The 15,709-nt window shown below is 70.3% G+C and carries 13 protein-coding genes and 1 pseudogene; 12 read left to right on the top strand and 2 right to left on the bottom strand.

What is annotated here, in order from left to right; translation table 11 throughout:
- Positions 1-38: 38 nt before the first annotated feature.
- Together ADL01_RS27470 and ADL01_RS27465 are read right to left on the bottom strand one after the other, a co-directional pair.
- Positions 39-1,706 carry a hypothetical protein gene (locus ADL01_RS27470; RefSeq protein ID WP_053744696.1) on the bottom strand — a complete coding sequence of 556 codons (1,668 nt, stop codon included), beginning with the start codon at positions 1,704-1,706 and terminating at the stop codon, positions 39-41.
- Between the two features lie 219 nt (positions 1,707-1,925).
- The gene (locus ADL01_RS27465; RefSeq protein WP_053744695.1) at positions 1,926-4,124 is read right to left on the bottom strand and encodes an elongation factor G-like protein EF-G2; all 2,199 of its coding nucleotides are present in this window, start codon (positions 4,122-4,124) and stop codon (positions 1,926-1,928) included.
- A gap of 284 nt (positions 4,125-4,408) precedes the next feature.
- On the opposite strand from ADL01_RS27465, the pseudogene pgsA reads away from it, so the two are divergent.
- From pgsA to secD, 12 genes and pseudogenes are all read left to right on the top strand, one after another.
- Positions 4,409-5,154: pseudogene (pgsA, locus tag ADL01_RS27460) on the top strand (phosphatidylinositol phosphate synthase).
- Complete coding sequence (locus ADL01_RS27455; RefSeq protein ID WP_053744693.1) at positions 5,151-6,140, top strand: phosphatidylinositol mannoside acyltransferase; 990 nt, start codon at positions 5,151-5,153, stop codon at positions 6,138-6,140. The pseudogene pgsA and the gene ADL01_RS27455 overlap by 4 nt, the downstream one beginning before the upstream one ends.
- Positions 6,137-7,303 (top strand): glycosyltransferase family 4 protein, encoded by a 1,167-nt coding sequence (locus ADL01_RS27450; RefSeq protein ID WP_053744692.1) that lies wholly within the window; start codon positions 6,137-6,139, stop codon positions 7,301-7,303. The genes ADL01_RS27455 and ADL01_RS27450 overlap by 4 nt, the downstream gene beginning before the upstream one ends.
- 73 nt (positions 7,304-7,376) lie before the next feature.
- On the top strand, positions 7,377-7,922 hold the full coding sequence (locus ADL01_RS27445; RefSeq protein ID WP_053744691.1) for a hypothetical protein: 546 nt from the start codon (positions 7,377-7,379) through the stop codon (positions 7,920-7,922).
- Positions 7,923-8,262: 340 nt separating this feature from the next.
- Complete coding sequence (gene pdxS / locus ADL01_RS27440) at positions 8,263-9,111, top strand: pyridoxal 5'-phosphate synthase lyase subunit PdxS (RefSeq protein ID WP_203689665.1); 849 nt, start codon at positions 8,263-8,265, stop codon at positions 9,109-9,111.
- Positions 9,112-9,125: 14 nt separating this feature from the next.
- On the top strand, positions 9,126-9,758 hold the full coding sequence (gene pdxT, locus ADL01_RS27435; RefSeq protein WP_053744699.1) for a pyridoxal 5'-phosphate synthase glutaminase subunit PdxT: 633 nt from the start codon (positions 9,126-9,128) through the stop codon (positions 9,756-9,758).
- Between the two features lie 48 nt (positions 9,759-9,806).
- A complete protein-coding gene (locus tag ADL01_RS27430; RefSeq protein ID WP_053744689.1) occupies positions 9,807-10,559 on the top strand; it encodes a YebC/PmpR family DNA-binding transcriptional regulator in 753 nt (250 codons plus the stop codon).
- 152 nt (positions 10,560-10,711) lie between these two features.
- Positions 10,712-11,350 (top strand): crossover junction endodeoxyribonuclease RuvC, encoded by a 639-nt coding sequence (gene ruvC / locus ADL01_RS27425; protein ID WP_053744688.1) that lies wholly within the window; start codon positions 10,712-10,714, stop codon positions 11,348-11,350.
- Entirely contained in the window at positions 11,347-11,955 is a 609-nt protein-coding gene (ruvA, locus tag ADL01_RS27420; RefSeq protein WP_053744687.1) for a Holliday junction branch migration protein RuvA, read from the top strand. The genes ruvC and ruvA overlap by 4 nt, the downstream gene beginning before the upstream one ends.
- Positions 11,956-12,046: 91 nt before the next feature.
- Positions 12,047-13,120, top strand: coding sequence for a Holliday junction branch migration DNA helicase RuvB (gene ruvB / locus ADL01_RS27415; protein ID WP_053744686.1), 1,074 nt, complete (start codon positions 12,047-12,049; stop codon positions 13,118-13,120).
- 175 nt (positions 13,121-13,295) lie between these two features.
- On the top strand, positions 13,296-13,799 hold the full coding sequence (gene yajC, locus ADL01_RS27410; protein ID WP_053744685.1) for a preprotein translocase subunit YajC: 504 nt from the start codon (positions 13,296-13,298) through the stop codon (positions 13,797-13,799).
- A 145-nt stretch (positions 13,800-13,944) separates the two neighbouring features.
- Positions 13,945-15,708: a protein translocase subunit SecD gene (gene secD / locus ADL01_RS27405; RefSeq protein WP_078960783.1), complete on the top strand. Its 1,764-nt coding sequence runs from the start codon at positions 13,945-13,947 to the stop codon at positions 15,706-15,708.
- Position 15,709: the final 1 nt, after the last annotated feature.

The following is a 15,709-nucleotide window of genomic DNA, read 5'->3' as shown; positions in this document are numbered from 1 at the left end:
CACCCCCACCGACCTACCCCCGCCCAACCGCCGGAGGCCTACGCGTCGTAGGCATCCGCCTTCCGCGGCATCGGATCCTGCACCGCCGTGCTGAGGAACGACGACCTGCTGCCGAACTTCTCCGTGTCGACGCCGTTTTCCTCCAGGACCTTGATCGCCGCCGCGTGCACGACCCGCAGCACCGGCGTGGCCGCCCGCAGCACGTCGTCGGCCATGAACCGGTGCGGCCAGGGCTGATCGGCCCAGGCGTGCCGCAGACCGAACGGCTCCGGCAGGGTCAGTGAGCCGCCCAGCCAGTTCAGCAGCGGCGGATACCAGGTGAGAGGTGCGCGCGCGGCGAGGCGTACGACCTCGTCGGCGTCGACCAGTGGCAGCTTGACCTTCCGGGTCTCCCAGAACCGCACCGACTTCTGCACCTCCTTCTCCTTCGCCGCGGGCTTGCTGGTGAAGAGGGAGTGCACTGGACCGAGCGCGTGTCCGGTCAGTTCGATGCGCAGCGTCTCGTGCAGCACGGTCACCGTGATGAGCATGGTGATGATCAACTGCCCGCTCCACAGCGTCCACTGGACCCCGAGGTAGTGCCGCTGGCCGTCGCCGAACTGCTGCTTGTTGCAGATGTCCTGTATGGCGTGGTTCTTGATCAGGTAGGCGTCCACGTCCGTGCCGCTCGGCCGGGAGACCTCCTTGGCGCCGGCGCCGACGGGCGTGACGATCCAGTGCTTCAGAGTCGGTTTCGGGAACCCGCCGGTGTTGAGCGGGCCGCGTTCCAGCATGCGCAACTGGTCGTGGATCGACCGTATGACGTCCCAGCTGCGGAAGGGGTGGATCTCCTTGGCCGCGTCGCGGGGGACCAGGTTCTCGGCGAGCTGCCAGCTGCCCCACCGGGTGCCCATGCCGAGTATGCCCTTGTGGCCGGCGTAGAAGACCGAGTTGGACTGCTGCTCGGCGCTGAGCCGGGCCAGTTCCTTGCGCAGGTGTTCGGCGGCGGTCTCGCCGGGGCTGCCGGGGACGGCCTCGGGGATCTTGGCGCCGACGCCACCGCCGGAGAGCAGGGCGTCCCAGCGTTCGCGCAGATCCTTGGCGGTGCGTTCGCAGATCCGCTTGGCCCAGACCCAGCCGACGACCGGCAGGACCAGGCACGCGCGTGCGTACAGCGCCCAGAAGCCGGTGAACGGCATCTTGATCAGGAAGATCACGGCGAAGGCCCCGACGACGACGAGCAGGGTGGTGGCGATCGTGGAGGCCCGCTTGTCCTCGCGTTTGGCGATGTTCGCGCGGCCGATGAATACCAGCAGCCACAGCAGGAGCCCGGGGAGGAAGAGCACGCCGCACAGCACCATCACCGCGGAGAGCCAGTTGTCGCGGTCCCGCCGGATGCGATGGGCCGCGAGGGCGTGCTCGACGACGACCTGCGGCTCGGTGCCGAAGGACTGGATGAGGGGCTTGCGGCCGGCGCCCAGCATGCGGTCGATCACGGCCCGGGAGAAGGCCTCACCGAGCTTGGGGCGGAAGATCTTCGCCCATGCGCCCCGGGGCCCCTTCACCGTCGACTGGTGCCACTCGTTGTCGGCTTCGAGGATCTTCGTGACCTCGTCGTCCTCGCGGTAGGCCGCCGAGGCCAGCGCGAAGGTCGCCGCCGTCTGGCCCGCGGAGCCCGACAGGGGCACCTGCGCCCCGGGACTGAAATCGAAACCGTCGTCCGCCACTGTGCCGCCCCCTCGCCGCCGTACCCGCTTCTGCGGCCTTTCCCGACTTCCTTGCTCCGCACACCTGTTGAACAGGTCATCACGTTGATCGAGTCTCAACTTGATCAGGTGATCAGCGTATCCGCAGCCACCGACAATTGGGTGGCGGACGGCACAAGCCGTCCGCCGATGTGGAGGAGAACGTTCCGTAAAGGGCCCTTGTCGGGTACCGGTCGCCAACTACGAGGCCGCCTTTGCCTGTTCGCGGAGCTTCTCGGCGATCTGCGGCGGCATCGGTTCGTGCCGCGCGTACTTGCGGTCGAAGCGGGCGGTGCCGTGCGAGAGGGACCGCAGATCGACGGCGTACCGGTCGATCTCGATCTCGGGCACCTCGGCGCGTACGAGGGTCCGGCCGCCGCCCGCCTGCTCGGTTCCGACGACCCGGCCGCGCCGTCCGGACAGGTCGCTCATGACGGAGCCCACGTAGTCGTCGCTGACGAGAACCGTCACCTCGGCGACGGGTTCGAGGAGTTGGATCTTCGCGTCGGCGGCGGCCTCGCGCAGCGCGAGCGCCCCGGCCGTCTGGAACGCGGCGTCGGAGGAGTCGACCGAGTGGGCCTTGCCGTCGAGCAGGGTGATCCGGACGTCGATGAGCGGATAGCCGGCGGCGACTCCCTTGTCCGCCTGGGCGCGGACGCCCTTCTCCACGGACGGGATGAACTGTCGGGGCACGGCGCCGCCGACGACCTTGTCCACGAACTCGATGCCCGAGCCGCCCGGCAGCGGCTCCACCTCGATCGCGCAGATCGCGAACTGCCCGTGCCCGCCGGACTGCTTCACATGGCGTCCGCGCCCCGCCGACGGGCCGCCGAACGTCTCCCGTAGGGAGACCTTGTGCGGGACGACGTCGACCTGGACGCCGTACCGGTTGCGCAGCCGCTCCAGGGCGACGTCCGCGTGTGCCTCGCCCAGGCACCACAGGACCACCTGGTGGGTGTCGGGGTTCTGTTCGAGCCGCATGGTGGGGTCCTCGGCCACGAGCCTGGAGAGCCCCTGCGAGAGCTTGTCCTCGTCCGCCTTGCTGTGCGCCCGGATGGCGAGCGGCAACAGGGGATCGGGCATCTCCCACGGTTCCATCAGGAGCGGGTCGTCCTTCGCGGAGAGGGTGTCGCCGGTCTCCGCCCGGTTCAGCTTCGCCACACAGGCCAGGTCGCCCGCGATGCAGTGCGTGAGCGTGCGCTGCTGCTTGCCGAAGGGCGTGGTCAGGGCGCCGACGCGCTCGTCGACATCGTGGTCCTCGTGGCCGCGGTCGGTGAGGCCGTGCCCGGAGACGTGGACCGTGTCGTCGGGCCGCAGGGTGCCGGAGAAGACGCGGACGAGCGACACCCGGCCCACGTAGGGGTCACTGGCCGTCTTCACGACCTCCGCGACCAGCGGGCCGTCCGGATCGCAGTGCCTCAGCTCGCGCGGGCGGCCGTCCACCGTGGTGACCCCGGGCGCCTCGCGCTCCAGCGGTGTCGGGAAGCCCCCGGTCACCAGCTCCAGCAGCTCGACCGTGCCCAGGCCCTGCCGGGCGCCCTCGGCGGCCGGGGCGGCGGCGAGCACGGGGAAGAAGGTCCCGCGCGCTACGGCCCGTTCCAGGTCCTCGACCAGGGTCTTGACGTCGATCTCCGCGCCGCCCAGATAGCGGTCCATGAGGGTCTCGTCCTCGCTCTCCGCGATGATCCCCTCGATGAGCCGGTTGCGGGCCTCCTCGATCCCCGGGAGCTGGTCGGGAGCCGGTTCGGTCTCCTTGCGTTCCCCGGAGGAGTAGTCGAACAGCTTCTGCGACAGCAGCCCGGTCAGCCCGGTCACGGGCGCGTGCCCGTCCGGCCCCGGTGCGCCGCGCAGCGGAAGGTAGAGCGGCAGCACGGCGTCGGGGTCGTCCGCGCCGAAGACCTCCGCGCAGGTGCGCGCCATGTCGTCGAAGTCCGCGCGCGCGGACTCCAGATGCGTGACGACGATGGCCCGCGGCATGCCGACCGCCGCGCACTCCTCCCACACCATCCGGGTCGAGCCGTCCACCCCGTCCGAGGCCGAGACGACGAAAAGGGCCGCGTCCGCCGCGCGCAGACCGGCCCTGAGCTCCCCGACAAAGTCGGCGTATCCGGGAGTGTCCAGAATATTGATCTTGTATCCGCCCCATTCGACGGGGACCAGCGAGAGCTGCACGGAGCGATGCTGCCGGTGCTCGATCTCGTCGTAGTCGGAGACGGTGCCGCCGTCCTCCACGCGGCCCGCCCGGTTGACGGCCCCCGCGGTCAGCGCGAGAGCCTCCACCAGAGTGGTCTTGCCCGATCCGGAGTGGCCGACCAGCACCACATTCCGTACGGACGCGGGGTGGTCGGCCGCCGTAGCCCTGCCGGCGGCTCCGGGGTGTGCGTTCGCCTTGTCGCCCATGGTCCTGCCTCCCGTGCACGGTGAGGTCACTGTGGGCGCGGACGTGCCGAATCCGCGTGCGATGGCGGCTCCGGTGACGCCCGCGGTGCTTTCGAGCTTCGCACTGGTGTCACGGTGCGTCCATACGGCGGACGTGATCGCGCGGACGGGAGGGGTACGGGAGGATACGTGAGGGTAGGGGTCGGTGATCCGTGCCGCTGACATCCAGCTGTGACCCGGATGCCGTCAGGACGTGACACGGGGCGAGGGTGCCCGAACGTCGCACCTGCGCGCGCGTGGCTACGATGGGCCAGCCGGTGGCCACTAGGGCCGCACGGCGAAACCGACCCTCGGGAAGGCCATGCTGAACAAGTACGCGCGTGCATTCTTCACGCGTGTCCTCACACCGTTCGCCGCGTTTCTCATCCGCCGGGGCGTCAGTCCCGACACGGTCACGCTCCTCGGCACCGCCGGAGTGATCGCGGGCGCGCTGGTCTTCTATCCCAGGGGAGAGCTCTTCTGGGGCACGGTCGTCATCACGCTGTTCGTGTTCTCGGACCTCGTCGACGGCAACATGGCACGCCAGCTGGGCCGTTCCAGCCGCTGGGGCGCCTTCCTGGACTCCACCCTCGACCGGGTAGCCGACGGCGCGGTCTTCGGCGGCTTCGCGCTCTGGTACGCGGGCGGCGGCGACGACATCGTCCTGTGCGCGGTCTCGATCTTCTGTCTGACCAGCGGCCAGGTGGTCTCGTACACCAAGGCGCGCGGCGAGTCGATCGGCCTGCCCGTCGCTGTCAACGGCCTGGTGGAGCGCGCCGAGCGCCTGGTGATCTCGCTGGTCGCGGCCGGCCTCGCGGGTCTGCACAAGTTCGGGGTGCCCGGCATCCAGTACCTGCTGCCTGTCGCGCTGTGGATCGTCGCCGTCGGCAGCCTGGTCACGCTGATCCAGCGTGTGGTAACGGTCCGCCGGGAGGCCGCGGAGGCGGACGCGGCGGCCGCGAGCGAGAACACCGGCCAGAACACCGCTCAGAACAGCGAGACGGCGTCGTGAGCGACCTGCGGGGGCGACTGACGGACGGTGCGTACGCGGCGGGCTGGAGCGCCGTCAAGAGGCTTCCAGAGCCCGTCGCCGTCCGGCTCGGGCGGACCATCGCCGATCTCGCCTGGAAGCGGCGTGGCGAGCGCGTACGACGGCTCGAGTCGAACTACGCGCGCGTGGTGCCCGACGCGACACCGGAGCGGCTCGCCGAGCTGTCCCGCGCGGGCATGCGTTCGTATCTGCGCTACTGGATGGAGTCCTTCCGGCTCCCGGCGTGGAGCCCCGAGCGGGTGAGGGCGGGCTTCGAGGCGCAGGACCTGCACCACCTGACCGACGGTCTGGCCTCGGGCAGGGGCGTGATCGTCGCGCTTCCGCACCTGGGCAACTGGGACCTGGCCGGTGCCTGGGTCACCACGGCGCTGGAGACACGGTTCACGACGGTCGCCGAGCGCCTGAAGCCGGAGACGCTCTACGACCGTTTCGTCGCCTATCGCGAGGGCCTGGGCATGGAGGTCCTGCCGCACAGCGGCGGCACCGCGTTCGGCACCCTGGCGCGGCGGCTGCGGGACGGCGGCCTGGTCTGCCTGGTCGCCGACCGGGACCTGTCCGCCTCGGGCGTCGAGGTGAAGTTCTTCGGCGACGCGGCCCGGATGCCGGCCGGTCCGGCCCTGCTCGCCCAGCAGACCGGCGCGCTCCTGCTCCCCGTCACCCTGTGGTACGACGACTCACCGACCATGCGCGGACGTGTTCATCCCCCGATCGAGCTGCCCGAGACAGGTACGAAGGCCGAGAAGACGTCTGTCATGACACAGGCGCTGGCCGACGCCTTCGCCACGGGAATCGCCGACCACCCGGAGGACTGGCACATGCTTCAGCGGCTGTGGATCGCGGATCTCGACCCCGCGAAGGTTCCGGCGCAGAGCCCGGACAGAAGCCCGGACAACAGCACCGGAACCGCGAAGGACGTCGTGCGGGACCCCGGGAAGGGGACCTTGTGAAGATCGGTATCGTCTGCCCGTACTCCTGGGATGTGCCGGGCGGCGTCCAGTTCCACATCCGGGATCTGGCCGACTACTTCATCCGCCTGGGCCACGAGGTCTCCGTCCTCGCCCCCGCCGACGACGACACCCCTCTTCCGCCGTACGTCGTGTCGGCCGGCCGCGCCGTCCCGGTGCCGTACAACGGTTCGGTGGCCCGGCTGAACTTCGGCTTCCTGTCGGCGGCCCGGGTGCGACGGTGGCTGCACGACGGCGAGTTCGACGTGATCCACATCCACGAGCCGGCGTCGCCCTCGCTGGGCCTGCTGGCCTGCTGGGCGGCACAGGGCCCGATCGTGGCCACCTTCCACACCTCGAACCCGCGCTCCCGCGCCATGCTCGCCGCGTACTCGATCCTCCAGGCCGCCCTGGAGAAGATCAGCGCCCGGATCGCGGTGAGCGAGTACGCCCGGCGCACGCTGGTGGAACACCTGGGCGGCGACGCGGTCGTCATCCCGAACGGCGTTGACGTCGACTCCTTCGCCGGTGCCGAGCCGAAGCCCGAGTGGCAGGGCGCCACGATCGGCTTCATCGGCCGCATCAACGAACCCCGCAAGGGTCTGCCGGTCCTCATGAAGGCGCTTCCGAAGATCCTCGCCGCGCGTCCCGAGACCAGGCTGCTGGTCGCTGGCAAGGGCGACGAGGAGGAGGCGGTGGAGGGTCTGGCGCCGGAGCTGCGCTCGCGCGTCGAGTTCCTCGGCATGGTCAGCGACGAGGACAAGGCACGGCTGCTGCGCAGCGTGGACGTGTACATCGCCCCCAACACCGGCGGGGAGAGCTTCGGGATCATCCTGGTCGAGGCGCTGTCGGCGGGCGCGCCGGTGCTCGCCGCCGACCTCGACGCCTTCGCCCAGGTCCTGGACCACGGAACGGCGGGCGAGCTCTTCCCGAACGAGGACGCGGACGCTCTGGCCGACGCGGCCGTACGGCTCCTGGGTGACCCGGTTCGCCGCGCCGAGCTGCGGGAGCGGGGCAGCGCCCATGTGCGGCGGTTCGACTGGTCGACGGTGGGGGCGGACATCCTGTCCGTGTACGAGACGGTGACGGACGGCACGACAGCCGTCGCGGCGGACGAGCGGACGGCGACGGGACTGCGGGCGCGGCTGGGGCTGGCGCGGGACTGAACGAGGCGTCGTCCACGGGGATGGGGGACGGGGGACGAGGGAGCGGCGCCGGTGAACGGTAGCCTTGCCGCCCGTGACCGCAACCCTCATCTGGATCATCGTCGGGCTCGTCGCGATCGGCCTCTACCTGAGCTGGACCGCCGGGCGGCTCGACCGTCTGCACGCCCGCATCGACGCCACGCGCGCGGGTCTCGACGCGCAGTTGCTGCGCCGGGCTTCCGTCGCCCAGGAGTTGGCGACGTCGGGCGTCCTCGACCCGGCCGCCTCGATCGTGCTGTACGAGGCGGCACACGCCGCGCGGCAGGCCGAGGAGGAGCAGCGGGAGGTCGCCGAGAGCGAGCTGAGCCAGGCGTTGCGGGCCGTCTTCGCGGAGGCGGGGCAGGTCGAGGCGGTACGGGAGGCTCCCGGCGGGGAGGCCGCGGCGGGTGAGCTGACCGAGGCGGTGATCCGGGTGCCGATGGCGCGGCGGTTCCACAATGACGCGGTGCGGGCGGCGCGGGCGTTGCGGCGGCATCGGAAGGTGCGGTGGTTCCGGCTGGCGGGGCACGCGCCGTTTCCGCTGGCCTTCGAAATGGACGACGAGCCCCCGACGGCACTGGCGGAACGGGCGCCGACATAAGGCGGTCTTCCCGTCCCGTGCTCGGGGGCGCCGCCCCCGAACCCCCGCTCCTCAAACGCCGGACGGGCTGAAACCACTCAGCCCGTCCGGCGTTTGAGGAGCGGGGCCCCTTCGGGGCCGAAGCGGGGGTCTGGGGGCGGCAGCCCCCCGGGACGGGAAGGGGCGGCGGGGGCGAAAACGATCCACCGGCTCCCCATTGGCCCTTGCTGTGGCCTGCACCCCTCACGTTTCCTCACTACTGCAGCAACCCTCTTTCACCGAGTGAGGTCAAACCGTGTCCAGCACGCTCTCCAACTCCGCCCAGACGCCCGAAACCGGCACCGCCCGCGTGAAGCGCGGCATGGCCGAGCAGCTCAAGGGCGGTGTGATCATGGACGTGGTCAACGCCGAGCAGGCCAAGATCGCCGAGGACGCCGGCGCCGTCGCCGTCATGGCCCTGGAGCGTGTCCCGGCGGACATCCGCAAGGACGGCGGCGTGGCCCGTATGTCCGACCCGGACATGATCGAGGGCATCATCGAGGCCGTGTCCATCCCGGTCATGGCGAAGTCCCGCATCGGTCACTTCGTCGAGGCCCAGGTCCTGCAGTCCCTCGGCGTCGACTACATCGACGAGTCCGAGGTGCTCACCCCCGCCGACGAGGTCAACCACTCCGACAAGTGGGCGTTCACCACCCCCTTCGTCTGCGGTGCCACCAACCTCGGTGAAGCCCTGCGCCGTATCGCCGAGGGCGCGGCGATGATCCGCTCCAAGGGCGAGGCCGGCACCGGCAACGTCGTCGAGGCCGTCCGCCACCTGCGGCAGATCAAGAACGAGATCGCCCGCCTGCGCGGCTACGACAACAACGAGCTGTACGCCGCCGCCAAGGACCTGCGCGCTCCGTATGAGCTCGTCCAGGAGGTCGCCGAACTCGGCAAGCTGCCGGTCGTGCTGTTCTCCGCCGGCGGTGTGGCGACCCCCGCCGACGCCGCGCTCATGCGTCAGCTGGGCGCCGAGGGCGTCTTCGTCGGCTCCGGCATCTTCAAGTCGGGCGACCCCGCCAAGCGCGCCGCCGCCATCGTGAAGGCGACCACCTTCTACGACGACCCGAAGATCATCGCGGACGCTTCCCGCAACCTCGGCGAGGCCATGGTCGGCATCAACTGCGACACCCTCCCCGAAGCCGAGCGCTACGCGAACCGGGGCTGGTAGTACCCATGTCACGCATGTACGACACCCCTGTCGTAGGCGTCCTGGCCCTCCAGGGCGACGTACAGGAGCACCTGATCGCCCTGGCCGAGGCGGACGCCCTGGCCAGGCCGGTGCGGCGCGCCGAGGAACTCGCCGAGGTGGATGGCCTGATCATCCCCGGCGGCGAGTCCACCACCATCTCCAAACTGGCCGTCCTCTTCGGCGTGATGGAGCCCCTTCGCGCGCGCGTGCGCGCCGGAATGCCCGTCTACGGCACCTGCGCCGGCATGATCATGCTCGCCGACAAGATCCTCGACCCGCGCTCGGGCCAGGAGACCGTCGGCGGCATCGACATGATCGTGCGCCGCAACGCCTTCGGACGCCAGAACGAGTCCTTCGAAGCGGCGGTCGACGTGAAGGGCGTCGAGGGCGACCCCGTGGAGGGCATCTTCATCCGTGCCCCCTGGGTCGAGTCCGTGGGCGCCGAGGCCGAGGTGCTCGCCGAGCACGCCGGTCACATCGTCGCCGTACGCCAGGGCAACGCGCTCGCCACGTCGTTCCACCCGGAACTGACCGGCGACCACCGTGTGCACTCCCTGTTCGTCGACATCGTGCGGGCCGACATCGCGCGTACCGCGCGCGCGGACCGTACAGCCGAGTCCTTGTAGGATCTCTGGGGTTCGTACAGAGATGGGTTACGCGAAGGAGACAGGCAGATGTCCGGCCACTCTAAATGGGCTACGACGAAGCACAAGAAGGCCGTGATCGACGCCAAGCGCGGCAAGCTCTTCGCGAAGATGATCAAGAACATCGAGGTTGCGGCACGCACGGGCGGAGCCGACCCGTCCGGTAACCCCACGCTTTTCGACGCCATCCAGAAGGCCAAGAAGAGCTCGGTTCCGAACAAGAACATCGACTCCGCCGTCAAGCGCGGCGCCGGCCTCGAAGCCGGTGGCGCCGACTACGAGACGATCATGTACGAGGGTTACGGCCCCAACGGTGTCGCGGTGCTCATCGAGTGCCTCACCGACAACCGCAACCGCGCCGCCTCGGACGTCCGCGTCGCCATGACCCGCAACGGCGGGAACATGGCCGACCCCGGCTCCGTCTCGTACCTGTTCAACCGCAAGGGCGTCATCGTCGTTCCCAAGGGTGAGCTGACCGAGGACGACGTCCTGGGTGCCGTGCTGGAAGCCGGTGCCGAGGAGGTCAACGACCTCGGTGAGTCCTTCGAGGTCATCTCCGAGGCAACCGACCTGGTCGCGGTGCGCACCGCGCTCCAGGAAGGCGGCATCGACTACGACTCCGCCGACGCCAACTTCGTCCCGACCATGCAGGTCGAGCTGGACGAGGACGGCGCCAGGAAGATCTTCAAGCTGATCGACGCGCTGGAGGACAGCGACGACGTGCAGAACGTCTTCGCCAACTTCGACGTCAGCGACGAGGTCATGGAGAAGGTCGACGCATAGCACTGCCGCGAGAGCCCGCCCAGGGCGAGCGGTTCCGGCGGGCCGGTGGGACACGTCCTACCGGCCCGCCGCTGTTGTCAGTGGCAGCGGATAGCCTGGCGGCAGTCAAAGATCACCGTCGAGGGACCGCGACCGGACTGAGGGGTGGGCGGGTGCGCGTACTGGGAGTTGACCCGGGACTGACCCGATGCGGGGTCGGTGTCGTCGAGGGGGTCGCCGGGCGCCCGCTGACGATGATCGGCGTCGGCGTCGTACGCACACCGGCGGATGCCGAACTGGGGCTGCGCCTTGTCGCCATCGAGCAGGGCATCGAGCAGTGGCTCGACGAACATCGGCCCGAATTCGTCGCCGTGGAGCGGGTGTTCAGCCAGCACAACGTCCGTACGGTGATGGGCACGGCCCAGGCCAGTGCCGTCGCGATGCTGTGCGCGGCGCGGCGCGGGATCCCCGTCGCACTGCACACCCCCAGCGAGGTCAAGGCCGCCGTCACCGGCAGCGGACGCGCGGACAAGGCCCAGGTCGGCGCGATGGTGACCCGGCTGCTCCGGCTCGCCGCGCCGCCCAAGCCGGCCGACGCCGCCGACGCCCTCGCACTCGCGATCTGCCACATCTGGCGCGCCCCCGCCCAGACGCGCCTTCAACAGGCCGTCGCACAGAACCGGCTCCAACAGGCGGTCGCCCTCCACAAAGCGCAGGCCAACGCGCCTGTCTCGACTGCCACTTCCGTATCGACGTCCGCATCGACCTCCGTTTCGACCACAGCACCCGCCCCGAAAGGCCGCCCCGCATGATCGCCTTCGTCAGCGGCCCGGTCGCCGCCCTCGCCCCCGACTCCGCGGTGGTCGAAGTGGGTGGCATCGGCATCGCCGTCCAGTGCGCACCCAACACCCTCTCCGGCCTCCGGTTGGGACAGCAGGCCAGACTCGCCACATCCCTGGTCGTCCGCGAGGACTCCCTGACCCTGTACGGCTTCGTCGACGACGACGAGCGGCAGACCTTCGAGCTGCTCCAGACCGCGAGCGGCGTCGGCCCCCGCCTCGCCCAGGCGATGCTGGCCGTCCACTCACCCGACGCCCTGCGCCGCGCGGTGGCCACGGCGGACGAGAAGGCGCTGATCGCCGTACCCGGCATCGGCAAGAGGGGCGCCCAGAAGCTCCTGTTGGAGCTCAAGGACCGCCTCGGCGCCCCCCTCGGCACCGCCCCCGCCATCGGCTCCCCGGTCACCGCCGGCTGGCGCGACCAACTGCACGCGGCCCTGATCGGCCTCGGGTACGCGACGCGTGAGGCCGACGAGGCGGTGGCCGCCGTAACACCCCAGGCCGAGGCCGCCGAAGGCACGCCCCAGGTGGGCCAGTTGCTCAAGGCGGCTCTGCAGACCCTCAACAGAGCCCGCTGACCAGCGAAGTCGACGGAACAGGGGCGCCGCCCGCCCCCGTTCACCCACTTCGCAGGAACCACCCGACCGACCGCGACCGCGAGGCACACGCATGAACTGGGACGACACGACCGACGAGAGCACCGCCCCCGAGCGGCTCGTCGGTGCGTCCGCCGACGGTGAGGACCAGGCCGTCGAGGCCGCTCTGCGCCCCAAGGACCTGGACGAGTTCATCGGCCAGGAGAAGGTCCGCGAGCAACTCGACCTCGTCCTGCGCGCCGCACGCGCGCGTGGCGCCACCGCCGACCACGTGCTGCTCTCGGGCGCCCCGGGCCTCGGCAAGACCACCCTCTCGATGATCATCGCGGCCGAGATGGGCGCCCCCATCCGCATCACCAGCGGCCCCGCCATCCAGCACGCCGGCGACCTCGCGGCGATCCTCTCCTCCCTCCAGGAGGGCGAGGTCCTCTTCCTCGACGAGATCCACCGCATGTCCCGGCCCGCCGAGGAGATGCTGTACATGGCGATGGAGGACTTCCGCGTCGACGTGATCGTCGGTAAGGGCCCCGGCGCCACCGCCATCCCCCTCGAGCTGCCCCCGTTCACGCTGGTCGGCGCCACCACGCGCGCGGGGCTGCTGCCACCCCCGCTGCGCGACCGCTTCGGCTTCACCGCGCACATGGAGTTCTACGAACCGGCCGAGCTGCAGCGCGTCATCCACCGCTCCGCGAACCTCCTCGACGTCGAGATCGGTGCCGACGGCGCCGCCGAGATCGCCGGCCGCTCACGCGGCACCCCCCGTATCGCCAACCGCCTGCTGCGCCGCGTCCGGGACTACGCGCAGGTGAAGGCCGACGGCGTCATCACCCGCGCCATCGCGGAGGCGGCCCTCAAGGTCTACGAGGTCGACGCCCGCGGTCTCGACCGCCTCGACAGAGGTGTCCTCGAAGCGCTGCTCAAGCTCTTCGGCGGCGGACCGGTCGGGCTCTCCACGCTGGCCGTCGCGGTGGGGGAGGAGCGGGAGACCGTCGAGGAGGTCGCCGAGCCCTTCCTCGTACGGGAGGGACTCCTGGCCCGTACCCCGCGCGGACGGGTCGCGACGCCCGCCGCATGGGCGCATCTCGGCCTCACGCCACCCCGTACCGCAACGGGGGGAAGCGGACAACAGGACCTGTTCGGGGCGTGACGGTGAGGGTCCTCACAGGCTCAGGAACCGTGGCGCGATGCTGAGCGTTGTTCCTGACGTGCGGACTCGCTTAGACTCCGCCGATGCCGCCTTTGTAACTCTGTGGGCGGCGCCGACCACACCCCCATCCACCAGGCCGCTCCCCAACGCGGTAGTGCGAAGGAAATCCCGTCCCGTGAATCCTGTGACCCTCCTCCCGTTCATCGTGCTCATCGGGGCCATGTTCCTGATGACCCGCTCCGCCAAGCGCAAGCAGCAGGCCGCCGCGCAGATGCGCGACGACCTGCAGCCCGGCACCGGTGTCCGCACGATCGGCGGCATCTACGCGACGGTCAAGGAAGTCAACGAGGAGACGGTTCTCCTCGACGCGGGCCCGGGTGTGGAGCTTCTCTTCGCGAAGAACGCCATCGGCGCCGTCCTCGGCGACGACGAGTACAACCGCATCGTTCACGGCATCGAGCACGACCTGAAGACCGACGAAGCCGTCGTCCCGGACGACGCCTCCTCCCTCACCGAGACCGACGAGCCCTCCGACGACGCTTCCGCCGCTTCCGACGACAAGCCCATCGACCTCGGCAAGAAGGACGTGGCCGACAAGCCGGCCGGCGAGACCGAAGCCGCCGAGGTCAAGGCGGAAGAAGAGCCGAAGAAGACCGACGGCGAGTCCGACGCGAAGTAGCCGTGTCCGGGGGAGGAGCGCGGCGCGATCCGCTAGCTTCCCGTACCCCCGGCACGTGCGGTTCTCGCAGGGAGTCCCGACACCATGTCATGGCCGCCGGCCGCGCTGACCCGGCGCGAGGCGGCCCGAGAGGGAGTACGAGAAGGTGGCAGCACCTAAGAAGGGCCGGAGCGCAAGCTCCCAGAGCAAGCCAGGACGCTCGCTGGCCCTCATTCTGATCGCCATCGTGGCGCTCACCGGAGGCATGTTCGCCTCCGGGCACACGACTCCACGCCTGGGCATCGACCTGGCCGGTGGAACGAGCATCACGCTCACGGCGAAGAACGAGCCGGGCCAGCCGGACGCGATCAACAAGACCAACATGGCCACCGCGGTCGACATCATGAACCGCCGTGTCAACGGTCTTGGCGTCTCCGAGGCCGAGGTTCAGACCCAGGGACGCGACAACATCATTGTCAACATCCCCAAGGGCACGAACTCGGCGCAGGCCCGCAAGCAGGTCGGCACCACCGCAAAGCTCTACTTCCGGCCGGTTCTGGCCGTTGAGCCCCAGGGCGGCCCCGCGACGCCCAGCCCCAAGCCGTCCGCGAGCACGTCCGGCAGCCCTTCGCCGTCGGCCTCGAAGCCGGGCGAGAAGGCGACCTCGTCGTCCGCCTCGCCCAGCCCGTCGGCCACCGCCACCTCGCAGGGCCGCCCGGTCACCGACGCCCTCAAGGCCGACGCGACCCCGACCCCGAGCGGCAAGCCGTCCGCGCCCGCCAGCGCGTCGCCCCCGAAGAGCCCGGCCCCCGACCCGGCGACCGCGGCGCTCCAGGCGAAGTACGCGGCGCTGGACTGCACCAAGAGGGCGGTCCGCGCCGTCACCGGTGACGGCATCCAGCCCGGCCAGCCCACGGTGGCCTGCGGCAAGGACTCGAAGGGCATTTGGCAGAAGTTCATCCTCGGCCCGGCCGAGGTCGACGGCACCGAGGTCAAGAAGGCCCAGGCCGTCTTCGACACCCAGGGTGCCGCCGGCTGGCAGGTCACCATGGAGTTCACGTCCAAGGGCAGCAAGCAGTTCGGGGACGTCACCGCCCGCCTCGCCAAGAACCCGGACCCGCAGAACGAGTTCGGCATCGTCCTGGACGGGGAGGTCGTCTCCAACCCGTACGTCCGGACGGCGATCACGGGTGGCACCGCGCAGATCTCCGGCAGCTTCGGCCAGACCGAGGCGCAGGACCTGGCGAACATGCTGTCGTACGGCGCGCTCCCGCTCACCTTCCATGAGTCGAGCATCAGCACGGTGAGCCCCGCGCTCGGCGGCGAGCAGCTGCACGCGGGTCTGATCGCGGGTGCGATCGGCCTGGCCCTGGTCGTCATCTACCTGGTGGTCTACTACCGCGGCCTGTCGACCGTAGCCATCGCCTCGCTCCTCGTCTCCGCCGTCCTCACGTACGTGATCATGGCGCTGCTCGGACCGACGATCGGCTTCGCGCTGAACCTGCCCGCTGTCTGTGGTGCGATCGTCGCGATCGGTATCACCGCGGACTCGTTCATCGTGTTCTTCGAGCGCATCCGGGACGAGATCCGGGAGGGCCGTTCGCTGCAGCCCGCCGTCGCGCGCGCCTGGCCGCGCGCCCGGCGCACGATCATGGTCTCCGACTTCGTGTCCTTCCTCGCCGCCGCGGTGCTCTTCATCGTCACCGTCGGCAAGGTCCAGGGCTTCGCGTTCACCCTCGGTCTGACCACCGTGCTCGACGTGGTCGTCGTCTTCTTCTTCACCAAGCCGCTGATGACGATCCTCGCCCGCAAGAAGTTCTACGCGGAGGGCCACCGCTGGTCCGGCCTCGACCCGCAGCGCCTGGGCGCCAAACCGCCGCTCCGTCGCACCCGTCGCGCGTCCGCGCCCGTCGACACGAAGGAGGCGTGAG

It is taken from the genome of Streptomyces sp. NRRL WC-3618, from assembly GCF_001280005.1.
Taxonomy (GTDB): Bacteria; Actinomycetota; Actinomycetes; order Streptomycetales; family Streptomycetaceae; genus Streptomyces.
This window is presented reverse-complemented; position numbering and strand designations above follow the sequence as displayed.